Annotated in this window: 22 protein-coding genes and 1 other RNA gene; 11 read left to right on the forward strand and 12 right to left on the reverse strand. The window is 40.4% G+C overall.

Annotated features, from left to right (window positions below):
* Positions 1-49: 49 nt before the first annotated feature.
* From xthA to U9670_RS04000, 4 genes are all read right to left on the reverse strand, one after another.
* Positions 50-865, reverse strand: a complete 816-nt coding sequence (xthA, locus tag U9670_RS03985) for an exodeoxyribonuclease III (protein WP_323841505.1) — start codon at positions 863-865, stop codon at positions 50-52.
* A gap of 56 nt (positions 866-921) precedes the next feature.
* Positions 922-1,788: an SDR family oxidoreductase gene (locus U9670_RS03990; RefSeq protein WP_323841506.1), complete on the reverse strand. Its 867-nt coding sequence runs from the start codon at positions 1,786-1,788 to the stop codon at positions 922-924.
* Between the two features lie 169 nt (positions 1,789-1,957).
* The gene (sohB, locus tag U9670_RS03995; RefSeq protein WP_323841507.1) at positions 1,958-2,911 is read right to left on the reverse strand and encodes a protease SohB; all 954 of its coding nucleotides are present in this window, start codon (positions 2,909-2,911) and stop codon (positions 1,958-1,960) included.
* A gap of 116 nt (positions 2,912-3,027) precedes the next feature.
* Positions 3,028-4,881 (reverse strand): potassium/proton antiporter, encoded by a 1,854-nt coding sequence (locus tag U9670_RS04000; protein ID WP_323841508.1) that lies wholly within the window; start codon positions 4,879-4,881, stop codon positions 3,028-3,030.
* A 424-nt stretch (positions 4,882-5,305) separates the two neighbouring features.
* Here U9670_RS04000 and aspS point away from each other — a divergent pair, with 424 nt between their 5' ends.
* Genes aspS through U9670_RS04015 form a run of 3 tightly spaced genes read left to right on the forward strand, consistent with a single transcriptional unit; the run spans position 5,306 to position 8,812 of the window.
* Positions 5,306-7,099 (forward strand): aspartate--tRNA ligase, encoded by a 1,794-nt coding sequence (gene aspS / locus U9670_RS04005; RefSeq protein WP_323841509.1) that lies wholly within the window; start codon positions 5,306-5,308, stop codon positions 7,097-7,099.
* Between the two features lie 23 nt (positions 7,100-7,122).
* Complete coding sequence (locus U9670_RS04010; protein ID WP_323841596.1) at positions 7,123-8,061, forward strand: lysophospholipid acyltransferase family protein; 939 nt, start codon at positions 7,123-7,125, stop codon at positions 8,059-8,061.
* Positions 8,054-8,812: a glycosyltransferase gene (locus U9670_RS04015; RefSeq protein ID WP_323841510.1), complete on the forward strand. Its 759-nt coding sequence runs from the start codon at positions 8,054-8,056 to the stop codon at positions 8,810-8,812. Before U9670_RS04010 ends, U9670_RS04015 begins: the two co-directional genes overlap by 8 nt.
* A 72-nt stretch (positions 8,813-8,884) precedes the next feature.
* On the opposite strand, the gene U9670_RS04020 is transcribed toward U9670_RS04015, so the two are convergent.
* The gene (locus tag U9670_RS04020; RefSeq protein WP_323841511.1) at positions 8,885-9,055 is read right to left on the reverse strand and encodes a hypothetical protein; all 171 of its coding nucleotides are present in this window, start codon (positions 9,053-9,055) and stop codon (positions 8,885-8,887) included.
* Between the two features lie 265 nt (positions 9,056-9,320).
* Between U9670_RS04020 and U9670_RS04025 the strand changes: the two genes are divergently transcribed.
* From U9670_RS04025 to U9670_RS04035, 3 genes are all read left to right on the forward strand, one after another.
* The gene (locus tag U9670_RS04025) at positions 9,321-9,527 is read left to right on the forward strand and encodes a DNA gyrase inhibitor YacG (protein WP_416381475.1); all 207 of its coding nucleotides are present in this window, start codon (positions 9,321-9,323) and stop codon (positions 9,525-9,527) included.
* Positions 9,528-9,597: 70 nt separating this feature from the next.
* The gene (locus U9670_RS04030) at positions 9,598-11,193 is read left to right on the forward strand and encodes a phospholipase D-like domain-containing protein (RefSeq protein ID WP_323841512.1); all 1,596 of its coding nucleotides are present in this window, start codon (positions 9,598-9,600) and stop codon (positions 11,191-11,193) included.
* A gap of 167 nt (positions 11,194-11,360) precedes the next feature.
* Complete coding sequence (locus U9670_RS04035) at positions 11,361-12,743, forward strand: MFS transporter (protein ID WP_323841513.1); 1,383 nt, start codon at positions 11,361-11,363, stop codon at positions 12,741-12,743.
* Positions 12,744-12,822: 79 nt separating this feature from the next.
* On the opposite strand, the gene rpiA is transcribed toward U9670_RS04035, so the two are convergent.
* The 7 genes from rpiA to U9670_RS04070 all read right to left on the reverse strand — a co-directional run bounded on the left by rpiA (position 12,823) and on the right by U9670_RS04070 (position 18,071).
* Positions 12,823-13,488 carry a ribose-5-phosphate isomerase RpiA gene (rpiA, locus tag U9670_RS04040; RefSeq protein WP_323842629.1) on the reverse strand — a complete coding sequence of 222 codons (666 nt, stop codon included), beginning with the start codon at positions 13,486-13,488 and terminating at the stop codon, positions 12,823-12,825.
* A 141-nt stretch (positions 13,489-13,629) separates the two neighbouring features.
* An RNA gene (ffs, locus tag U9670_RS04045) (signal recognition particle sRNA small type) lies at positions 13,630-13,726 on the reverse strand.
* Positions 13,727-13,796: 70 nt separating this feature from the next.
* Entirely contained in the window at positions 13,797-14,300 is a 504-nt protein-coding gene (locus U9670_RS04050) for a SixA phosphatase family protein (protein ID WP_323841515.1), read from the reverse strand.
* Positions 14,301-14,302: 2 nt separating this feature from the next.
* On the reverse strand, positions 14,303-15,604 hold the full coding sequence (locus U9670_RS04055; RefSeq protein ID WP_323841516.1) for an NAD(P)H-dependent glycerol-3-phosphate dehydrogenase: 1,302 nt from the start codon (positions 15,602-15,604) through the stop codon (positions 14,303-14,305).
* A 71-nt stretch (positions 15,605-15,675) separates the two neighbouring features.
* Positions 15,676-16,251, reverse strand: coding sequence for a nitroreductase family protein (locus U9670_RS04060; protein ID WP_323841517.1), 576 nt, complete (start codon positions 16,249-16,251; stop codon positions 15,676-15,678).
* Positions 16,252-16,267: 16 nt separating this feature from the next.
* On the reverse strand, positions 16,268-17,368 hold the full coding sequence (gene zapE, locus U9670_RS04065) for a cell division protein ZapE (protein WP_323841518.1): 1,101 nt from the start codon (positions 17,366-17,368) through the stop codon (positions 16,268-16,270).
* Between the two features lie 46 nt (positions 17,369-17,414).
* Positions 17,415-18,071, reverse strand: coding sequence for an alpha/beta hydrolase (locus tag U9670_RS04070; RefSeq protein ID WP_323841519.1), 657 nt, complete (start codon positions 18,069-18,071; stop codon positions 17,415-17,417).
* A 301-nt stretch (positions 18,072-18,372) separates the two neighbouring features.
* On the opposite strand from U9670_RS04070, the gene U9670_RS04075 reads away from it, so the two are divergent.
* From U9670_RS04075 to U9670_RS04095, 5 genes are all read left to right on the forward strand, one after another.
* A complete protein-coding gene (locus tag U9670_RS04075; RefSeq protein WP_323841520.1) occupies positions 18,373-19,443 on the forward strand; it encodes a sulfate ABC transporter substrate-binding protein in 1,071 nt (356 codons plus the stop codon).
* A gap of 195 nt (positions 19,444-19,638) precedes the next feature.
* The gene (gene cysT, locus U9670_RS04080; protein WP_323841521.1) at positions 19,639-20,550 is read left to right on the forward strand and encodes a sulfate ABC transporter permease subunit CysT; all 912 of its coding nucleotides are present in this window, start codon (positions 19,639-19,641) and stop codon (positions 20,548-20,550) included.
* Positions 20,551-20,609: 59 nt separating this feature from the next.
* The gene (cysW, locus tag U9670_RS04085; protein WP_323841522.1) at positions 20,610-21,461 is read left to right on the forward strand and encodes a sulfate ABC transporter permease subunit CysW; all 852 of its coding nucleotides are present in this window, start codon (positions 20,610-20,612) and stop codon (positions 21,459-21,461) included.
* A gap of 108 nt (positions 21,462-21,569) precedes the next feature.
* Positions 21,570-22,283, forward strand: a complete 714-nt coding sequence (locus tag U9670_RS04090) for a sulfate/molybdate ABC transporter ATP-binding protein (RefSeq protein WP_323841523.1) — start codon at positions 21,570-21,572, stop codon at positions 22,281-22,283.
* 122 nt (positions 22,284-22,405) lie between these two features.
* A complete protein-coding gene (locus U9670_RS04095; protein WP_323841524.1) occupies positions 22,406-23,191 on the forward strand; it encodes a hypothetical protein in 786 nt (261 codons plus the stop codon).
* The last annotated feature ends 6 nt before the right edge of the window (positions 23,192-23,197 follow it).

Below are 23,197 nucleotides of genomic sequence, written 5' to 3' on the forward strand. Positions count from 1 at the left end.
TAATTAACTGTCGCACTTAAATAAGGCTTTTATTTCATTGAATTTTGAATTAAATCACAAACTTCGCCCAAATTGGTGCATGGTCAGATGGTTTATCAAAACTACGAATCTCATAACTGATACCAGCACCAGTGCAGTCATCAATCAGCCCATCCGTGCATAAAATATGATCAATACGCAAGCCTCTTTTTGGCTCGTCATCAAAACCTTTGGAGCGATAATCAAACCAGCTAAATTCATCCGCATGATTGGGTTTAAATTTGCGATAAGTGTCATGCAACTTACGACTCATCAGGTTGGCATACCAGAGTCGCTCTTCAGGTAAAAATGAACAAGTACCTTTTTTTAGCCAGCGTTTGGCATTTGCTTCACCAATACCAACATCATTGTCATGTGGTGAAATATTCATATCACCCATAACTATCAACTCTCTACCTTGTTCTTTTAGTTCATCAATATAACAGTTTAAATCAGCATAAAAGGCTTTTTTCATGGGGAATTTGATCTCATGCGAGCGATTTTCCCCTTGTGGGAAGTAGCCGTTAATAACATCAATCTCACGGCCATTTATGTCAAATCTGGCATGAATCAGTCGTTTTTGAGCGTCAAGATTGGCGAAGGGAAAGCCTTTTTGTACAAAAATAGGCTTAAATTTAGACAAAATTGCTACTCCATAGTGTGATTTTTGTCCAAAAAATTCCACATGATAGCCCAGATTTTCAATATCAGTGAGTGGGAAAGCATCATCATGAACCTTAGTTTCTTGCAAACCGATAATGTCTGCATTCAAAATGTCTCGTACCGCAATAAGCTGATGAGGTCTGGCTCGCAGTCCATTGATATTAAAACTGACAAAAGTGGTCATAATCTTATCTCTACTTCAAATCCATGCTTGCTCTTTTTTACCTGACTTTATCACAATCACAAAAATTTTGTAATCAATCTTAGCGGTAAATACTTCATGCCCAAACCGATGGGCAGCCAAGGCCATGCTGGCACATAGGCTTCATCAACTTTAGCTTCAATCGCTTTGATGATGACATCTGCACCCTCATCTTCTTCAATTTCAAACGGTAAATATTTTGCTCCAATATTCAAATCCGTACGCACATAGCCTGGATAGATGGTTGATACTATAATTGGTAATTTTTCTTTAATGGTATCAGCTCGTATGCCCTCAGCAAGTGCTGCAAGTCCCGCCTTAGCAGCAGCATAAGTTGTCAGATGGCGTGGCAAGCCACGCACTGCCGACATACTAGAAATCACTACTAAATGTCCGCTATTTTGTCGACGAAAAATCTGCATTGCCGCCTCGCATTGAGCAAGAGCCGATATGAAATTAGTCTCGGCTGTTGCCCGATTTATAGCAAAGCGACCATGACCAATGACACGACTGTCGCCCACCCCTGCATTAACGATGATTTTATCAATTTTACCGCCTTTATCTTTGACTGCATCATTAAAGGTTTCAAATACTGTAAATACATCGTCATAAACCGTTACATCAAGGTTTTGTGCATGGACTTGAACGCCAAATTCTTTTTCAAGTGTTTCTTTTAAATCATTAAGACGATCAAGCCTTCTGGCACAAATAGCCAAATCATAACCCAAGAAAGCAAACTTACGAGCCATCATCGCACCAAGTCCACTACTTGCACCTGTGATTAGCACTGTTTTGCCTTGTCCGATACCACGAATATCATTCAAATCTTTAATTTTATTAAACTTATTAGCAACGACACGACCAAATTTATCAGCTTTTATAAACAGCTCTTCAAGTTTTTTCATACAAACTTTCCAAAGTAAATTAAAATACAGCCAGTAACACGATTGCCTTATTCAGGCCATGTTTAAACAAAAAATAGCAAAGAAATTTTTGCTATTCTAACGCATTTTTTGCCAAAATTCTAATGATTTAATGCAATTGACAAATTGCATTAAATCATACATAACCTCGTTAAGGGCGTTGAAATTGGCTGATGAGTTTAGCAACAGATACGGTCGCTGATTCTGCTGCAGCCTTTATTGATGCGTTCATTTGTTCGGTCAAGCCCAATTTTTCCATCAAATTAGGCTTACTTCGTGATTGCAAAGAAAATACATTGTAATGCTTCATCAGTGACAGCAGATATGAATCCGATGTGCCAATTTCATCGATCAAATTTAATTCAAGTGCATCTGTGGCAAACCAAAATTCACCAGTAGCAATTTTATCAACATCAAGATTTGGGCGGTGCTTTTTGACAAACTGCTTAAACAGCTGATGAATACGGTCAATTTCAGCTTGGTATTTACTACGGTCTTCGTCGGTGTTCTCCCCAAACATCGTTACCGTACGCTTGTATTCACCTGCGGTAAACATCTCATAGCCAATGTTGTGCTTTTTCATTAATTCATGAAAATTGGGCAATTGGCTCACCACACCCACCGAACCAATGATGGCAAAGTCTGAAGCAATCACTTTGTCTGAGACAGATGCCATCATATAACCACCACTGGCAGCAATTTTATCAACGCAAACTGTCAAGCTAAGCCCTGCTGTTTTAATGCGTTTAAGCTGGGCTGCTGCCAAACCATAACTATTAACTTGACCTCCGCCAGATTCCAAGCGTAGTACCACCTCATCTCCAGCTTTTGCTGTACCAATGATGGTACTGATTTCTTCACGCAAATTCTCAACGGCACTTGCTTTGATATCTCCATCAAAATCAAGCACATAAACACTTTTATCGTTTGATAATTTTTCTGATTTTTTGTCATTAGACTTACCAAAAGGCAGTTTTGACAGGCAGAATTTTTTCCCATCTTCACTGTTTTTAATTTTTTCAAATTGCTCTTGGCGTTTTTGTTTGACTTTGTTTAAGTGGATGATTTGTAATTCAACTGGTTTTTTTGATGAATGAAATAGCATGACTACCTCTTGTTGTTAAAGTGATTGTGAAAATTTTACTAAAAATAAGAACGATTTGGCCAAAAATATCATAAAAAAAATATGCGGTTAAATCGGTCGGATTAAAACCTTAATCATCAGTCAAGTTTTTTTAAACCAACGCCACGCAATCGACCATGCCCATCAACATCACGCACAATGAGCGACCAAGCATCATTAAGACGCACCTCATCTCCTTTTACAGGCTCTGCCTTAAAATGAGACAGCATAAATTCCTCGATCGTCTGATGACTCGCCTTGCTCAGCATTTCAATGAGTCCATCATCAATTCCTGACAAACCAAGCGAATCAAGAGATGGTGTAAAAATATCATCTAACGCATTGGCAACAGGTGCAATTTTTTTGGCAAATCGATTTTGCATCAATGAACGAGTGGCAAGATTATAAAATGGCAAATCTCGAATGCGTGCATGCGGTGATAACAGCCAATCACCATAAAACTCACTGGTTTTTTGGTACTGGGTAGCAGAATTATTAAAAACTTTGGCAATATTTGCCGCCCAATCGCCAGACAACGCATACCAAACAATATCACCAACTTTTAGCGTGGTATCTTCATGCACGCTCATCAAATAGCCATCACGCACTACAGCAAATACAGCAATCTCCTGAGAATTTACTTTGGTTGAGATGCTCTGTGGATGGCGACCAATCGCAAATGCCCCTGCTTTAACTTCAAATTCATACAGTGTGATATTGGCTTGGTCGCCAACCCAAATCTCATGTTCAGCCTTAGGTTCGGCATCGGTAGGCACCCACACACGAAATGCCCGAGACATGAACGGAATGGTTGCTCCTTGTGCTAATAACGAAAAAATCACCACACCAAAGACGATATTAAAGGCCAGATTTGCCCCACTTACGCCACTCATTACAGGAATAAGTGCCAGCGTAATCGGTACAGCACCACGCAACCCCACCCATGAAATAAATCCAACTTCTCTTGGGCGAAAACGAAATGGCAATAAACTTGTTGCTACAGCGATGGGTCGAGCAATAAAGAGTAAAAATAAGAAAATAATCAATGAATAGTGCCATTCTTCAAGCATTCGTGATGGTGATACCAAAAGCCCAAGTACCACAAACAATACCGCCTGCGATAGCCAAGCAAAGCTGTCCATCACACGCAAGACATGCTCCGTGGCTCGTACCTTGGTATTGCCAATTGCGATGCCTGCCAGATAAACCGCTAAAAATCCACTACCGCCAAGTAGGTTGGTGGCACCAAATACCGCCATACCTGCTGACATGATTAAGATGGCGTACATACCTTCTGCCAGATGCACCTTTGGTAATAGTCGAGACAATACCCAGCCTGCCGCAACACCACTTACCAAGCCCACACCAATCTGCTGAACCAGCATTAACAAAATACCTAAAATGCTTTGACTATCAGAGTCAAGATTTAAGGAAATCATGACCGTTACAAGCAAAATTGCCATTGGGTCGTTCGCACCAGATTCTAGTTCAAGTGTTGCTTGCACACGATCATTGAGCTTGACACCGCCATTACGCAATAAACTAAAAACCGCCGCAGCGTCCGTTGAGCCAACAATCGCCGCCATCAGTAAACCCAAACGCCAATCAACACCAAGTAGCCAAGTAACAAATACGCCCAGCGTCGCTACTGTTGCAACCACCCCCCAAGTAGCCAATACAACAGCAGGTTTTAGCCCCACTCGAAACGACTTAAAAGAAGTGCGTAAACCACCATCAAGCAAAATACACGCCAATGCCGCCTGCCCAATGAAGTTTGCCATTGAGTATTCTTCAAAATGAATGCCAAGCAACCCTTCTTCACCAGCAAGCATGCCCACACCCAAAAAGAACAGCAATAATGGCACACCCAGACGCGCCGACAGCGTACTGGTCATAATGCTTATAAAAATCAACATTGATGCCACAAGGTAGATGATATTTAAAGTCTCCATCGGCTTAATTTATCTCCTTAAAATCTTAGAAAAATGAGAAATTGACACAAGATATATACACAAAAATCAAGCCTGATTCTAACACACAAGCACTCAAATTTCTATAATAAATTCATTTATTTAGCAGGCTTTTACCATTTTTTCATATAAGATAAACAATCATGAAAAATATTAGATCATCTAAATTAAATAGTTTATTTTTTATGAAAAAACAAATATATTAAAAAAACAATCCGTCCAGTTCATTCATCAATTCAATTTTACTCTAAGATTTCTTTGCTTTGATGCAAGCTTTTTTATTTTTTAATAAAAATTTGTCAAATTTTTATTAACATTCTGGTATATTTTTGCTACAATCTAGATCTAAAAATCTATTTAATTTCTTAAATACACTTCAAACTTAATTCATTAAGGCAATTGTTTTATGATGCGTAGTCATTATTGTGGTCTTGTGACCGAAGAGCTTATCGACCAAACCATCACCATCGCAGGCTGGGTTCACCGTCGTCGTGATCATGGCGGTGTGATTTTTTTAGACATGCGTGATCGTGAAGGTCTGTTGCAAGTCGTCATCGATCCAGACACACCCGTAGCATTTGCCACTGCCGATGCTGCTCGCTCTGAATACCTACTAAAAATCACAGGTCGTGTGCGTCGTCGCTACGAAGGCACCGAGAATAACAACATGACAAGCGGTCAGGTTGAACTGCTTGGCAAAGAAATTGAACTGCTTGCCAAGGCTGACACTCCGCCTTTTCCACTCAATGATGACAACATCAATGTATCAGAAGAATTGCGTCTAAAATATCGCTTCTTAGACATTCGCCGTCCAGAAATGTTGGACCGTTTGCGTTTTCGCTCAAAAGTAACCAGTCTGATTCGTAACTATTTAGATGAACACGGATTTTTAGATGTTGAAACGCCAATCCTAACTCGTGCCACCCCAGAAGGTGCAAGAGATTATTTGGTGCCAAGTCGTGTGTCTAATGGTGATTTTTACGCCCTACCACAATCGCCACAGTTATTTAAACAACTATTGATGATCGGTGGTATTGACCGCTACTACCAAATTGCCAAATGCTTTCGTGATGAGGATTTGCGTGCTGACCGCCAACCAGAATTTACACAAATTGACATCGAAACTTCATTCTTAGATGATGATAGCATCATGGACTTAATGGAAGGTATGACCGTTAAGCTGTTTGATGAATTGCTTGGCGTGAAATTTGATAAATTTATCCGCATGCCGTACTCAGAAGCCATGCGTGATTACGCATCAGACAAACCAGACTTGCGTATTCCTTTAAAACTGGTTGATGTGGCAGACATCATGAAAGATGTTGAATTTAAGGTATTTTCAGCCCCCGCCCAAGACCCCAAGGGTCGTGTTGTCGCCCTGCGTGTACCAAATGGCGCAGAAATAAGTCGCAAACAAATTGACGAGTATACCAAATTTGTTGGTATATATGGTGCCAAAGGTCTTGCTTATATCAAAGTCAATGATACTAATAACATCAATAACGGCGTGGATCAAGAATCAGGCCTACAATCGCCAATCATTAAAAATATGACTGATGAGGTGTTGGTTGAACTCATTAAGCGTACTGGTGCAGAATCTGGCGACATCATTTTCTTTGGTGCAGACAAAGCCAAGGTAGTAAATGATGCGATGGGTGCATTGCGTGTAAAACTTGGCCATGATTTAAATCTACTGACTCAGCAATGGGCACCGCTATGGGTTGTTGATTTCCCAATGTTTGAAGAAACCGATGATGGTAAATGGACTTCTGTTCACCACCCATTCACCCTGCCAAAATCTAGCGTAGAAGAAGTCAAATCAAACCCAGGTCAGGCACTGTCTGTCGCTTATGACATGGTGTTAAACGGCACGGAGATTGGCGGTGGTTCATTGCGTATCTATACACTAGAAATGCAAAAAGCCATCTTTGAAGCATTAGGTATTAGTGAAGAAGAAGCGGAGGAGAAATTTAGCTTCTTACTTAACGCCCTTAAATATGGTGCACCACCACATGGCGGACTGGCATTTGGTCTTGACCGTTTGGTGATGTTGATGACAGGTTCATCGTCAATCCGTGATGTGATCGCTTTTCCAAAAACCAAAACTGCAGAATGCCCATTAACCCAAGCACCTGCATCAGTAGATGCCAAGCAACTGCGTGAATTGGGGCTACGCATTCGTGAAAAAGAAAAAGCCTAATGATGAATTGGTTTTAAGTGTGGTTGGGTTTATTAATGTTTAGACTCATCAGGTTCGTGCCATTATCGCTACTGCGTATTTTGGCACGAGTTGGTGCCAATTTGGCACGCATGACAGATGCCAGCATTTATCGAAGTATTCGCAAAAACCTTATAATGGTACACCCTCATCTATCAGGTGAGGAGCGAAAACAACTGTCATTACAGGCTCTAAACAATCAGCTCATCAGTAGTGTTGATAGCTTAAAAAGTTGGGCGATGCCTCCAGAGTGGTCTATCAACCAAATCAAAAATGTGCATGATTTAGAAATCTTGCAGCGTGGGTTGTCACACCCCAATGGTATGCTTGCCATCGTACCGCATATCGGTACTTGGGAGATGATGAACGCATGGCTCAATCAATTTGGTAAGCCCGTCATCATGTATAAGCCTGCCAAATCAGTAGCGATGGACCAATTTATTTTACAAGGTCGTCAAAGGCTCAATGCCACACTTGTCCCCACTGACACCAAAGGTGTTAAGGCCATTTTTAAAACCCTAAAAGAAGGCGGGTTTAGCATCGTTTTACCCGATCATGTTCCTGATTTGTCTGGCGGTACTATTGTGCCATTTTTTGGCATACCAACCCTAACCAGCACTCTTGCACCAAAACTGGCACAAAAAACAGGTTGTGCCTTAGTTGGCCTTAGTTGCATACGCTGTGATAATGATGACGGCTTTGAGGTTTTTTGTTACGACTTTAACAGCTCTGTACTTTATGACAAAGACATTGTTGTTGCAACCAGTGCACTGAATGATGCCATACAATCAATGATTGACAAACACTTTAACCACTATATGTGGGGTTATCGTCGTTTCAAATTCACACCATTTGGCCAAAATCCCTACTTATTACCCGAACAAGAGCTCATTAAGAAAATCCAATCTTGCCCTTTAATTACCACAAGAGAAGTCCATGACTGACAATTCACCTGACACCAACTACATCATTTGCATGAAATGGGGCACAAAGTACGGTGCAGAATATGTCAATCGTCTGTACAACATGGTTCAGCGTAATATGACCCTACCCTTTACTTTTGTATGCCTGACAGATGATGCTCTAGGTATTAGAAAAGAGGTTGTTTGTTACCCGATACCAGAATTAAACCTACCGAGCAATATTCCTGAGCGTGGGTGGAAAAAACTCACCACTTTCAAGCTCAAGCTTTATGACTTAAAAGGTACAGCACTATTTTTAGATATTGACATCGTCATCGTTGATAATATTGATTGTTTTTTTACACATCAAGCACAACACGAAGACAGCGTGATGATCATTCGTGATTGGAAGAAACCATGGCGAATGGTCGGTAACTCATCAGTATATCGCTTCAAAGTTGGTTACCACACTTATCCAAACCTGCTTCAATACTTTGAGAATAATTTTGAAAAAGTACGCTCTGAGTTTCGGCATGAACAGGCGTTTTTGTCCAATTATCTTCGCGAACATCATCATTTAGAATATTGGGACGCATCGTGGTGTGTCAGCTACAAATATCATTGCTTACAAAAAATTCCTTTTTCATATTTTAAACCGCCCATTAAGCCAAAAGATGCCAAAATCATCGTATTTCATGGGGAAATTAATCCGCCAGATGCCATCACAGGTGGTGGTGGCAAGTGGTATCGCCATGTTTTACCCAGCGATTGGATTAAAGACGCTTGGCAATAAAACTCAAAATGTCATTTGACGACAAAAAAAGCACTAGTAATTAGTGCTTTTTTTATAAAAAAACGGTTCAAATCAACGCTTAAACATATCACCTTGACGGTTTTTCTTCACATACTCAATCATGCAATCACGCAATAGTTGGCTTGCTGTACGGTTGTTATCTCTTGCCGCTTGTTTAAATTGCTCAACCAAATTTTTATCAACACGCATATTAAATGTGGTTTGCTCGCCGTGCATTGCCATAGTTTGCCCTTTTTGTCTGTAAAATGTGATGAAAAATAGGTTGTAGATTATAACAATATTCATAAAATTTTCAAGTATTTATGTGTGTTTTTCGTAGATTTTTAAAGACATCTACGATATGGCTTCAATACATTTAAAAAGCACATCAAAACACACGGCAAAAATTTACCTACTGTTTCTTGCACAAAAAACAAAACATAATACGATAAAATTTGATGCTTTATGGTAGAATAAATCTAATTTTTTAAATACAATTTTAAATACAATGCACAAGATTGGCTCTCATACCTACCCCTGTCCCACTTGCAAAACCCTAACCATATGGCAAGACAATCCAACCAAACCCTTTTGCTCTAAGCGTTGTCAGTTGATTGACCTTGGTGAATGGGCATCTGAAAACTACAAAATAGCAAGTTTAGACACGCCATTTAGTGATGAAATCAACACGCTTAATGACAACCAACTTGATTAAAATCATATTGGCAAAAATTTGTTAAAATTGTTAAAAATTGTATTTTATACCAATGATATTCACCAAACCCATGTCTTATTGTAGACCAACTTTTGCCTTATTGACTTTGACTGCCTTGGTGTCATGCCAAAGTTTGCCAACGACTGCACATCTACCAAAGAGTCAAACACTTACTCAAAAAGCTCAACTTAAACAACAAAAATCCAAAAATCCTTCAATCTTGTCAGGCTATCTGCTTGATATGCAACAGCAGGACAAGGTCAATTTATCAGGCTATTATCCAATCGCTACAGGGATAAATGCCTTTGCTGCTCGCAAGGTTTTGGTTGATACAGCAACAAAAACCATCGATATTCAATACTATATTTGGCATAATGACGAAGCAGGCCAGATGATGATTTATGACTTGTGGCAAGCAGCAGAGCGTGGTGTGCTGGTACGCCTTTTGCTTGATGACTTTAATAGCTCTCCCAAGCTAGACGAGCTTTTGCTTGCCTTTGCCAAACACCCAAATGTCGCTGTACGCCTATCCAACCCTTTTACTTATCGTCGTTTTCGGGCAATAAGTTTTTTCACCGAACCCATCAGAATCAACCGAAGAATGCACAATAAAAGCATGACTTTTGATGGGCAATTAAGCATTATTGGTGGTCGCAATATCGGCAATGAATATCTTAACAACACCAAGCACAATAATTTTTCTGACATGGATGTACTACTCATTGGCGATGTGGTTAGTGATGTGGGGGCAAGCTTTGAAGATTACTGGTCATCTGGCACCAGCTATGACATTGAAACCATCGCCAAACCCACCTCAAAAACATTGCCAGAATTAATCAATCAGACACTCTTAAATAGCAATGATGCCATCAATAACCAAAAAAAATCTCTAAATACTTACTGGCATGCACTTAAACATTCAAAAATTGGCAAAGATTTGCTGAACAAGCAAGTGCCATTTCGCTGGGCAACCATTGAATTTTTAGCAGATGATGTTGATAAATTAACAAATAACGCTGATTTGGACACGCACCTTGTCAGCCTTTTACAATCAAGACTAGGACGCCCTATAAAAAATCTTAGCATCATTTCATCATATTTTGTACCAACCAAAAAAGGCGTGCGTTTGTTAAGGCGACTTGCCAAAAGTGGCGTAAAGGTGAGAATTTTGACCAACTCTTATGACGCTACTGATGTCGGTGCTGTCCATATAGGTTATGGGCATTGGCGTCATGATTTGCTAGATGCTGGGGTTCATCTGTATGAACTTAAATCCACCGCCACAAACACAAATGCCGATATCAATAAACTGTGGAGAAACAAACAAACAACCACAACAAGCCTGCACGCTAAAGCTTTTGCGGTGGATAATGAAAAAGTATTTATTGGTTCTTATAATATTGACCCTCGCTCCGCCAATTTTAACACCGAACTTGGCGTAATCATTCATGATGAACGGCTTGCTGGACAACTGCATAACGCTCTAGATAGCCAAAAAATCTTAAACCAAGCTTATAAAGTTATACTCACCAAACAAAATACCCTTGAATGGCACACACTTGAACACGGTAAATACACCATTCATCAAAATGAACCTGACATGAAGCTTGGGCATCGTGCTGGCGTGGCAATACTAAGTTTGATGCCAATTGATTGGCTGTTTTGATCAAAAAATAAACAACTATTTTTTGATAACTAAAAAGCACTTTAACTAATATTACCAAATTTCTGATATAATCATTTTTTGTAGCCAATCATCATAAGCCTTACCAAGCCATCATTTTTTAGTTTAGCCAAGCACATATCATCAGCAAGGCGACGACGGATAACTTCATGCAGCTAAACACGACAGAGCTATTAAACTCCAAACATTATTCTATCATGGCCATCACTGTGTTGTGCTCAACGGTGGCGTTTTTTGATTTTATTTCATTTGTTTATTTGGCAGACCTATTTTCGTTGATTTTTTTTGGTAATCAAGATGATGTGCGGATAGGATATCTACAAACCTTTTTTCTATTAATCACAGGCTATCTGGCAAGACCTGTCGGTGGATTGATTTTTGGCAAATATGGCGATACTCATGGCAGAAAACCCGCCTTTATGCTTAGCATACTGGGCGTGATGATAACAACACTGTTGGTTGCACTTTTGCCCACTTATCAACAAATTGGTATCATTGCACCGCTACTGCTTATGGTTGCTAGGTTTGGACAAGGTGTTGCCATTGGTGGTGCATTGCCAGCTGCATGGACTTTCATTGTTGAACATCTGCCCATCAAAAACATCGGCTTGGGTTGTGGTCTTGTTTGTGCCAGTAGCATGTTATCGTATTTGATGGTGATTGGTCTTGTTGGATTTTTACAAGACACACTCACTTCGACTCAGATGCTCAGCTACGGCTGGCGAATACCATTTCTTATTGGTGGCACTTTGGGCCTAGTGGCAGCTTTTTTACTCAAAAATCTGCCAGAAACCACTGTTTTTGACAATATCACCAAACCCATAGCCTCTCTTAAATCTTATATTGACAGCATTCATTTACAAGAACAGCCCAACTCCGCTACTTTAATGCCTTCTGAACAATTTTCCTTGCATCATGCAGGTTTGCTGGTTATTTTAAAATCCATCGTTGTGCGTCATAAGCTCAGTGTCATCATCTCGGTGCTGATATCATTCATCATTGGTAGTTCGGCAATATATTTACCCGCATTGATCATGCCACTATTAGCAAGCCATTATCAAATTTCTAATGAGTATTTATATTTTGGCAGCGTGATTGGTCTGATTTTTCTCATGCTTGGCTCTATCATGTTTGGCTATTTAACCGACAGATTTGGGGCAGGTCGTGTGCTGGCATTTGGCGGATTACTCTTAATTACCCAAGTGATGATTTTCTTTCATCACCTACAAGATGGCGGTTCATTGATTCTACTTTGCTTTGCCTTACTTGGGCTATCCAATGGCTTAATTGGTGCATTACCATCTATCATGACACGGATATTTCCCGCCAAAGTACGCATGACAGGTTTGGGCATCTGTTATAATACCACCATTGCTGTCATTGGTGGCATTTTGCCATTTGTATTGGGTTATGCCAGCTTTTATTTCTCATTCGCTCCTGCACTATATTTGGCAGTTGTGGGTATGTTGGCAATCTTTTTAAGTTTCTTTATGTATTATACGCCACGATCTGAACGAGATTTGAATAGATAAGCATTGCTTTTGGTGGATATTCCACAATGTCATAAAAATACCCCATCATGAATGTGGGGTATTTTTGGGTCATCGGCAATCAAAATCTGACAGTCTCAACACCATCATCGCTTGCTTTTAGCATGAGCGTTGCCGACTGCCGAGAAAAAACACCGTGACACACCACACCAACGATATTATTCAATACCTCTTCAACTTGCTTTGGATTGACAATGTCTAAATCGTAAGTGTCTAAGATGATATTACCATAATCGGTAACAAAACCCTCACGATACACAGGTTCGCCGCCTAGTTTTACCAGCTCACGAGCCACATAAGAACGAGCCTGTGGCAATACCTCCACCGCCACAGGAAACCTACCCAACTGACTGACAATTTTTGAGTCATCAACCATACAAATAAAAGACTTGGACGCTGCTGCCACAATTTTTTCTCGTGTCAAAGCACCGCCACCACCTTTAATCATGTTACCAGCAGCATCAATCTCATCCGCACCATCAATATACAGATCCAACTCACCCACGCTATTTAAATCAAAAATTTCAATACCTAAGGCACGCAGCTTATCTTCGGTAACCTTTGATGATGACACAGCACCTTTGAGATTTACTTTTGGCAATAGCTCAATCAAGCAGTTTACGGTACTGCCCGTTCCCACACCCAAAATCATACCATCTTCAATGTGGCTTAGGGCGGCATTCGCAGCAGCTTGTTTTTGGCTAAGTTTTGGGTCAATGGTTGTCATATCACACCTAAATTAACAAATGATGGTTTAAATAATGATTATTGTACTGCAATTGGTTAAAAATTAGTAGAAAAATTTTGCACCAAAAATAAAATATTTAATAAAATCAATAGCTTATATAAATATAAGACAAAAAAATGACTTCATCAGCACATCTTCGGCACACCTTATATCTACTACCGTTGCTACCTTCCGGTCCTGGCGGGGTTCATAGTATATGGTTGCGAAGCTACCGATGAAGCCAAGTTTGTATTATACTTGATAATTTTAAATATGCAAGGGTTTTATAAGATTTTTTGGTAATGTGTTCATGTCTGAATTGGCGTAAATTGGGCGATTTGCGTTGCCAAACCCTCTGCAATCACAGGTGTGTCAAACACACGACATTCTGCCAGTTCAAAAAACACAGGCGATGTACCGTCTAGCGTGGCTGCCAAATGAGCAATGATGGGCATATGGGATACAATAACTACGGTCAAATCATCTATCGCTGTGCCAAATTGATGACAAACAGCATGGTCAATACCATCAAGACCGACGGCAGGATTATCATCAGGTGTGATGTTTTTAACTGTCATAAAAGCGGGATTTTGCCCTGCACAAATAAGCTCATTTAAAATGATGCTGGCTGTCTGATTAGCACGATGATATGGGCTGGTGATGACAACATCAACAGGATTGTTTTTGGTGAAATTTACCAAAAAATCTGCCGTTTGGCTTGCCTGCATCTTACCAACATGGGTTAAGCGACGCCCCGCATCATCATCACAATAAGGCTCAGCTTGCCCATGCCTTACTAAAATCAATTTCATCATCATTCCCAATCAATAGGTTTAGATTTGGCATTCTTGCTCGCCTGCAATACCTCATCAAATTCTTGACTTAGGCGTGCATTACTCTCATCATGTGGCATGACAAATTCAACATCACTACGAAAACCTGTCTCCATCAAATTTAATGCCACGCCCAGTGGTGATTTGTTTTCGTACAGCACAGCATGTAAGGCGTGCGTAATGGGCATATACACGCCAAGCTCTTTGGCACGCTCATGGACCTGCAAAATGGTATTGACGCCCTCTGCAGTTTGTCCTAGTTTTTTGATGGCATTTTCAAGAGTCATGCCCTTGCCCAGCATATTGCCGATGCGATAATTACGACTTAGCACCGAATTGCAAGTGGCATACAAATCCCCCACCCCAGATAAACCTAAAAAAGTTAAGGGATTTGCCCCTGTTGCTACACCAAATCGGCTCATTTCTGCCAAAGCACGAGTCAATAGCATGGCCTTGGTATTATCCCCAACATCATAAGCTGCCGCCATACCCATGGCAATGGCATAAATATTTTTCAAGGTGCCACCAAGCTCAACGCCCTTAATATCGTCAGAAGAGAACACACGAAAAAATGCACCATGTAAAGCCTCTTGAACAGCGGTACGCAGTGGCTCTGATGATGATGCAATAACGGTGGCAGAGGGCATGTTATCCATGATTTCAACCGCCAAATTTGGACCACTCATCACACCAAAATTCACCTGAGGCAAAACCTCCTTGATGATGTCGCTCATCATGGCAAAAGTCGCCTTTTCCATACCCTTGGTTAAAGACACCACCGCCTGATGGGTAATAAACGGTTTGATCTGTTTGAGCATCTCTCGAAATGCTGAGCTTGGCACGGCCACAAAAATGATGTCCTTGCCCTGTACGGCAGACTTTAAATCATGGCTAAATTTTAGATGCTCTGACAGCTTATGATTTGGTAGGTATTTTTTGTTGATGAGGTTTTTTTTCATTGACCTAACAGCTGACTTATCTCGCACCCAAAGTGTTGCATCACAGCCATTTTTAGCTGCCATATTTGCCATCGCTGTGCCAAAGCTACCACCACCAACAAACACTAACTTCAATGGAATATTATCTGCTTCATCTTTGGTTTTTGTATCCGATGACTTAAGGGAATTTTTTTTCTTTTTTAAGCGAGCAAGTTTGGCAATGCTTGCAATGATAGAGCCTTGCTCACCAGAGCTTTTGATGGTTTGCATCACATCAATACCACCACTTGCCACATCAACAATTTTTTTGACCTTTGAATGATTGATTGACTTAGGTAATTTCATAAATTAGCCTTTTGTATTTTAATTTAGCATATTTAAAAAAGAGCTTTAAGAATGATGAATGGTGGCAATATTTAGCGATAATACTTAACAAACTCATTTAAATCCATCTCACAACGAGCAGGCATATTCACACTACTTGAACCCACATAAACAAAACCACAAATCATGTCCTTATCTGCCACCTTAAAATATGTCTTCACTGGCGGCGTATTACTTAAAAGACCAGTGCGCCAAACCGTGTGATAACCCAACGATTCAAAGGCGAGTAATAAGTTTTGTATTGCTGCACCAACACTGAGTATCTGCTCAAACGATGGTACTTTTTCATGCTCTTTGATGTCAGTAGCAACAGCAATAATCATTGGTGCACGCTGCGGCATATTTAGTAGCTTTTGACAAGTCATGTCATCAAGTGGTTTGCTACTACTTGCTTGCTGTGCTTTTAATAAAACCTTGCCAAATTCAATCAGTGCATTGTTGGTTAATACAGTAAATCGCCATGGCTTTAATTGCTTATGATCAGGTGCAGACATTGCAGCACGCAAGGCAATGCTTAATTCATCATCTGTTGGCATGGGCAAGACCAAATTACCAATACTGCGACGAGCCTGTATGGTGTCAATCATAGGATTTATTTGAACAGTCATGACTCACTCCTTGTATTCATTCTACACGATGTTGCTCTGCCAAATAATCTTCTGATTGCATTTCTAACAGTCTTGAACGAGTTCTTTCAATCTCAAAAGCAAGCTTTTCGCCTTGATATAAATCCAAAATTGATTGTTCTGCACGCACCAGCAACTTGACACGGCGATCATAAAACTCATCCACCAAATAGATAAATCTACGCACAGGATCCATCAGCGTATCAGTCAAGGCAGGGACATTATCTACCATCACTGTATCAAAATCATTGGCAATTTCAATAAAATCTGCTGCCGAACGCGGCTGCATACACAACATACGAAAATCAGCAAGCAACATGGTCTCGGTACGCTTAATGATTTCAATCTCTCGTCCACCAATGCTGATAGGTTTGGTGCTCACCATCTGCCCTGCCGACAGTGTATCAAACCGCTCAGACAGCCAATTTGCTGTCTCATCAAGCAGTGGGGAGCTGTACAATTTAGCCTGCTTTAACAACCTGAGACGATAATCCACACCAATATCAATATTCATGACAGTGGTATTTTTTTCAACTTGAGTAATGGCAGGCAAAAAACGATTGCGATGAATGCCATTTTTATAAAGTCCTGATGGCTCAATATTTGAAGTTGCCACAAGAGTGATGCCTCGCTCAAACAGCATGGTAAATAAGTCGCCCAAAATCATTGCATCAGATACATTTGACACAAAAAACTCATCAAAACAAATGACCAAAGCTTCATCATGAATGATGTCAGCGACCTTTTGCAATGGATCTGATTGCCCCTGCAACTTAACCAATTCAAACTGCACACGCTGCATAAAATGATGAAAATGCATACGCATTTTGCGTTTGATTGGCAGGCTTTCATAAAACATATCCATCATCCAAGTCTTACCACGCCCAACACCGCCCCACATATACAGCCCTTTGGGTGGCTTAGGCTTTGACTTAAACAAACTGGCAAAAAATCCTTGCTTGGCACCATCATTCATCGCAATGATTTTATGATGTAGCTCATCTAAATAAGTCATCGCTTGTAGCTGTACAGGGTCTTTACTAAAATTACCTGACGCTAAAGCTGCTTGATAACGCTCAATGGGCGTTTGAATGACCATGATTGTCCTTAAAATTTGTTAATTTTGTTAAATGATTACATGTACACTAAATCGTATTAGCGATTAAGGCCTGTTTTAAATCCGTCAACCTACCATGAAAAAAATGCCCAGCATCTGCCATGACTACTTGCCCAAACTTGCGTTCATCAGCAAACTGTTTTAATGCCTTTGGTGCAACCAGCTCATCTTTATCACCATAAATCACAAAAGCATTATCCGCTTGTAGTATCAGGTTGTTTGTATCATTACGCGCAACAGACGGAGCAATCAGTGCCAAATTTGCCAAATGCAGACCAGAAAAATCACCGCCCATTTTGTGGTGATGGCTGATTAAATCCGCCATACGACACGCCACAAAACCGCCAAACGAAAATCCGCCAAGCCAAAGTTTGCGTGCGTTTGTCTTGGTCATTGCCCATTTTAACACCGTCTGTGTGTCCATAAATTCACCATCGCCATATTCAGACACACCCGATGAGCGACCTACGCCACGGTAATTAAAGCGAACCACATCTATGCCAGCATCTCGACAAAATCTATACATGGTACTGACCACTTTATTGGTCATGTTACCACCACCAAGTGGATTTGGGTGGCAAATGATGGCAAGCATATCGGTAGGCTGTCTGTTGCCATCTTGCCAAATCGCATCAACCTCTAATACACCATGTGGTGCATCAATCAATATTGTTTCGTGAATCATTGCTCATTATTCTTTGTTTAAATTTTTCTATTATAACACATATGGCGTATTTTCGTGGTGTTATGGGTGGATTTTAGGCGAAGTTTTTTGTGACTTTTATGGCATAAAAGCTTTTAGAGTGTAAATACAAAAATATGAAAGGTTTTTTACTCAGTTACAACACAAGCCATAGCAAATGATGAAAATTCCAAAACAGAATAACGATTTCCCTTTTTTTACCTAACCTTTTGAAAGGTTCTGCTTTACAATACCTTCACTTTTTTAATCTTAACTTTTTTTATTTTTATTTGGAAAAATGACCATGAAAAAAATTCTCACGCCCTCCGCCATTGCCTTATTCGCTTTTGCATTGACTGCTTGTGGTGGCAACAGCCAAAATGACACTGCCAAAAACGCTGAAAATAAAGACCATGCCAATCATCAAGTAGAGCTACTCAATGTCTCTTACGATGTAGCCAGAGACTTTTATAAAGACTATAACCCTATTTTTGTTAAACATTATCAAAGCATCAATCCTGATGTCAAAGTCAACATTAAGCAGTCACACGGTGGTTCCAGCAAGCAGGCTTTGTCAGTAAAAAATGGCTTAGAAGCAGACATTGTTACCATGAATCAAAGCTCAGACATTGAGCTACTTGCCGACAGCCAGCTTGTGGACAGTCAATGGCGACAAAATTTTCCAAATAATGCCATTCCTTTCACCAGTACGATTGTATTTGTGGTGCGTGAAGGCAATCCAAAGGGCATCAAAGATTGGGCAGACCTTGTTAATAAAGATGTACAAATCATCATTGCCAACCCAAAAACCACAGGTAACGGTCGTTACGCATTCTTAGGGGCGTATGGTTACGGCCTGCACACATTTAATCAAGATAAACAAAAAACACATGAATTCATCACTAATCTACTTGCCAATGTCAAAGTCTTTGAAAATGGCGGACGAGCAGCAACCACAACTTTTGCCCAAAGACAGCTTGGCGATGTGCTAATCACCTTTGAAAACGAAGCCAACATCATCAAAGAAAAATTTCAAGGCACTCAAATCATCTACCCAAGCTATACCGTCAATGCTGAAAACCCCATAGCGGTCGTGGATACGATAGCCAGCAAGAAAGGCACTACCGACATTGCCAAGTCATACCTAAACCATCTTTATAGCGATGAAGGTCAGGAATTAGCGGTCAAATACTTCTTGCGTCCAAGCAATCCTGATATCCTAGATAAATACAAAGACCGCTTTCCTCAAATCCAGACTTTCTTTCCAAATGATGTCTTTGGTGATTGGAAATCTATCATGCAAACTTACTTTAAAGAAGGTGGTGTGTACGACAAACTGGCGGTCAGTGCCACTGGCGAAGTAGTGAGCAAATAAACAAACACCAGCTCAAAACAGCAAAAAAGCTGAGACAATACTCAGCTTTTTTGCTGTTTTGTATCGATTGACGACATCAATCAATTGTTTAAATTCCAAAATTTCAAATACATATTCCATTTTAACAATACTATAATTTTGTCAATCTTTTTAAAATAGTCAAAATTTTACAAAACCCACAAGACAAACAAAACCATGACAAGCACTCATAGCCCAGATGATTTAATCACAGGCCCGACCAAGCACTGGCCTAAAAACAAACAAAGACGCATCATGCCTTTTTTTGGTTTGTCCATGGGCATCAGCATATTTGCTCTATCTCTTTTGGTGGTTTTGCCCTTTGTGATGATGATTTTAACCACCTTACAAATGGGCATGGACGATATCATTAGCACCATCAAAGAACCACAGGTATTTCACGCCATTAAGCTGTCTTTGTCCATGGCAGCGCTTGCCACTTTGACCAATCTTATTTTTGGCACGCTGATTGCTTGGGTATTGGTGCGTTATGATTTTTGGGGTAAGTCATTCATCAATGCTCTGGTGGACTTACCCTTTGCCCTACCGACTGCCGTTACAGGCATTGCACTTGCGACACTATACGCACCCAACGGCTTATTTGGGCAAATATTTGCCAAACTTGGCACCGCCCTGACAAAAGAGCCCATACACATTGCTTTTACTCCTATTGGGATTTGGCTCGCCCTTGTTGTGGTATCTTTTCCTTTTATCGTGCGTGCAGTACAGCCTGTCCTTGCAGAATTATCTGTAGAGTTTGAAGAAGCATCTGCTGTGATGGGAGCTAATCGCAGAACAACTTTTATCAAAGTCATCTTGCCAGAGATTGCTCCTGCCATGCTGATTGGTGCAGGCATGATGTTTGCCAGAGCTACAGGCGAATACGGCTCGGTGATTTTTATTGCAGGCAACATCCCAATGAAATCTGAAATATTGCCATTGATCATTGTGTCAAAATTAGAACAATTTGATGTGGCAGGGGCAAGCTGTGTGGCGTTATTCATGCTGATTGTATCATTGTTGGTGTTATTTGCGATCAACTTTGCCCAATGGAAATTATCAGCAAGACTTGGTGCAAAAACAAATTAATTTTAACTAAAAAAGTACATTGTTGATTTACAAAGAATATCAAATAGTTGAAACAAAAAATGACAACCCAATCTACCTACGATTATCAAAATCACCCTGCGACCAAAGATCCCATATGGATAAAGTGGTCGCTCATTCTACTGGCGGTCAGTTTTATGGCCATCATGCTGGCCGTACCGCTGATTGCCGTATTTTATGAAGCACTCAAAGAGGGGCAAGAGGCGTACATTTCCGCCTTGTCAGACCCTGATGCTTTACACGCCATTAAATTAACCTTGATGACAACAGCCATCGTATTGCCAATTAACACCATCATTGGCGTGGCACTTGCTTATTTGATTACACGCCATAAATTTAGAGGTAAATTCATCATCACCACTTTGCTGGATTTACCCTTTGCAGTATCGCCAGTAGTGGCAGGATTGATGTTTGTGCTGTTATTTGGGGCGAATACAATGATTGGTGGGTTTTTTGAAAGCATGGGTATCAAAATCATCTTTGCTACGACAGGCATTGTACTTGCCACACTTTTTGTTACCTTCCCTTTCATCGCACGAGAGCTCATACCGCTCATGCAATCACAAGGTGATGCTGAAGAAGAGGCTGGACTGACACTTGGTGCAAGCGGCTGGCAGATGTTTTGGCATATTACACTACCAAACATCAAATGGGCATTATTTTATGGCATTATTCTAACCAATGCACGAGCAATGGGTGAATTTGGTGCGGTGTCAGTGGTGTCTGGGCATATCCGTGGTGAGACCAATACCATGCCACTCATGATTGAAATTGCTTATAATGAGTATGCTTTTACTACTGCCTTTGCCATGTCTAGCCTACTTGCCCTGCTTGCTTTGCTGACACTTGCTGCACAAAATATATTAAGCAGACAATACAAAGGCAGGCATTAACCTAAATAAAAAACCCAAATGGCATATAGTTATTTTTAATATACGCCCAACTGTACAAATTTGTACCCAAAATGAATTTAAACCAAAAAATTTAAAACTGGAATGAATATGAGCATTGAGATTAAAAACATTCATAAGCACTTTGGCGATTTTACCGCTCTCAACGACATCAGTTTTACGGTCAATTCTGGTGAGCTGACTACACTGCTTGGTCCTTCTGGCTGTGGCAAAACAACACTTTTGCGAATCATTGCAGGGCTAGAAACCTCAGATACAGGAAGGATTTTTTTTGATGGCATTGATGTAACAGATACACCCGTACAAAAGCGAGGTATTGGCTTTGTCTTTCAAAACTACGCCTTATTTCGCCACAAAACCGTTGCCGATAACATTGCCTTTGGCCTAACCTTATTAAAAGAACGCCCCAGCCAAAAAGAAATTGACGCTCGAGTAACAGAGCTTCTTGATCTTGTGCAATTGCCTCACATCAAAGACCGCTACCCACACGAACTGTCAGGCGGACAACGCCAACGCATTGCCTTAGCAAGAGCCATTGCCACCAATCCCAAATTACTACTTTTAGATGAGCCGTTTGGAGCCTTAGATGCCAAAGTACGCAAAGAGCTTCGTTCATCGCTGCGACAAATACAAAAAGACATTGGCATCACCAGCATTATGGTAACACACGACCAAGAAGAGGCGATTACCATCTCAGACACCATCGTTGTCATGAATCATGGCATGATAGAACAAATAGGAAAGGCTGATGAATTATTTATTAAGCCCAACAGCGAATTTGTGGTGGACTTTTTAGGTCTTTGATCTTTTTAGGTCTTTGATATGACATGATCAATCATTTTGGCATTGTTGGTTTTTGGTGAATTTAGTTGCTCAAAAACACTAAAATTTGCTACAATGAACAAAACTTTAAATACACCTTTCTTATGACCAACCATTCACATTTTTACTCAGACACCCAAGAGTCCCAAGGAATCTTAGGTAACTTTGCCCAAATCAGCGGTCTTGATGGCGACCGATTGCTTGAAGACTTATTTTTCAACTGGCAACAAACGCTTGGCAACTTAAAACACAGCTATGCCAATGCTACCAGCCATTTGATTGATGAAATCAGCGTACCTGTCAGTCAAAAAATCATCAATGACTCACTGGATAATTTTGTGGTAAAAAATGTTGACATGCTACATCATTTGCGATTAGACATTCATGATGGGTGGCTCAGATTATATGCCACCATAAATATCAAGGGCATCTTTGCCAGTGTCACCAGCAATTTTGAGCTGGTGCATTTACAGCTTGATGGACACACTCAGCGATTGGTGCTACGCCAAATCAGCGATACCGATGTGCTTGAACTGCATACCAAATCCTGGTGGCAAGCACCTTTGGCAAAGTTTGCTCTGCGTGCTTATCATGTCATTTTTCGCAAAGACCCCTTGCCCCTGATTTTAAGCCAAATTGAAATCAAAGGCGTGCCATTCACCGAACACAAAGGAAGTATTGTCTATCTTGAACTTGGACGCTGGCTTGGTAAAGTTGATATCATCATAAATACCATCAAAAAAATACAAATCAATCAAGGTATCTTGGAACGAGAGCAATTGATTTTAAAAGCCGCACCTAATTTTTCAGAAATTTTAAGCTTAGGCGACCCAAACACACCCATCATTACCGAAAAGGACAACCCAAAACAAGCATCATCAAAAAGTTAGGGTCAA

It is taken from the genome of Moraxella tarda (assembly GCF_035181405.1).
Classification (GTDB): Bacteria; Pseudomonadota; Gammaproteobacteria; order Pseudomonadales; family Moraxellaceae; genus Moraxella.

Coding starts and splice junctions, on each gene's coding strand:
- xthA (WP_323841505.1), bottom strand. CDS start 865: ATGACCACTTTTGTCAGTTTTAATATCAATGGACTGCGAGCCAGACCT.
- U9670_RS03990 (WP_323841506.1), bottom strand. CDS start 1,788: ATGAAAAAACTTGAAGAGCTGTTTATAAAAGCTGATAAATTTGGTCGT.
- sohB (WP_323841507.1), bottom strand. CDS start 2,911: ATGCTATTTCATTCATCAAAAAAACCAGTTGAATTACAAATCATCCAC.
- U9670_RS04000 (WP_323841508.1), bottom strand. CDS start 4,881: ATGGAGACTTTAAATATCATCTACCTTGTGGCATCAATGTTGATTTTT.
- aspS (WP_323841509.1), top strand. CDS start 5,306: ATGATGCGTAGTCATTATTGTGGTCTTGTGACCGAAGAGCTTATCGAC.
- U9670_RS04015 (WP_323841510.1), top strand. CDS start 8,054: ATGACTGACAATTCACCTGACACCAACTACATCATTTGCATGAAATGG.
- U9670_RS04020 (WP_323841511.1), bottom strand. CDS start 9,055: ATGGCAATGCACGGCGAGCAAACCACATTTAATATGCGTGTTGATAAA.
- U9670_RS04025 (WP_416381475.1), top strand. CDS start 9,321: ATGCACAAGATTGGCTCTCATACCTACCCCTGTCCCACTTGCAAAACC.
- U9670_RS04030 (WP_323841512.1), top strand. CDS start 9,598: ATGTCTTATTGTAGACCAACTTTTGCCTTATTGACTTTGACTGCCTTG.
- U9670_RS04035 (WP_323841513.1), top strand. CDS start 11,361: ATGCAGCTAAACACGACAGAGCTATTAAACTCCAAACATTATTCTATC.
- rpiA (WP_323842629.1), bottom strand. CDS start 13,488: ATGACAACCATTGACCCAAAACTTAGCCAAAAACAAGCTGCTGCGAAT.
- U9670_RS04050 (WP_323841515.1), bottom strand. CDS start 14,300: ATGAAATTGATTTTAGTAAGGCATGGGCAAGCTGAGCCTTATTGTGAT.
- U9670_RS04055 (WP_323841516.1), bottom strand. CDS start 15,604: ATGAAATTACCTAAGTCAATCAATCATTCAAAGGTCAAAAAAATTGTT.
- U9670_RS04060 (WP_323841517.1), bottom strand. CDS start 16,251: ATGACTGTTCAAATAAATCCTATGATTGACACCATACAGGCTCGTCGC.
- zapE (WP_323841518.1), bottom strand. CDS start 17,368: ATGGTCATTCAAACGCCCATTGAGCGTTATCAAGCAGCTTTAGCGTCA.
- U9670_RS04070 (WP_323841519.1), bottom strand. CDS start 18,071: ATGATTCACGAAACAATATTGATTGATGCACCACATGGTGTATTAGAG.
- U9670_RS04075 (WP_323841520.1), top strand. CDS start 18,373: ATGAAAAAAATTCTCACGCCCTCCGCCATTGCCTTATTCGCTTTTGCA.
- cysT (WP_323841521.1), top strand. CDS start 19,639: ATGACAAGCACTCATAGCCCAGATGATTTAATCACAGGCCCGACCAAG.
- cysW (WP_323841522.1), top strand. CDS start 20,610: ATGACAACCCAATCTACCTACGATTATCAAAATCACCCTGCGACCAAA.
- U9670_RS04090 (WP_323841523.1), top strand. CDS start 21,570: ATGAGCATTGAGATTAAAAACATTCATAAGCACTTTGGCGATTTTACC.
- U9670_RS04095 (WP_323841524.1), top strand. CDS start 22,406: ATGACCAACCATTCACATTTTTACTCAGACACCCAAGAGTCCCAAGGA.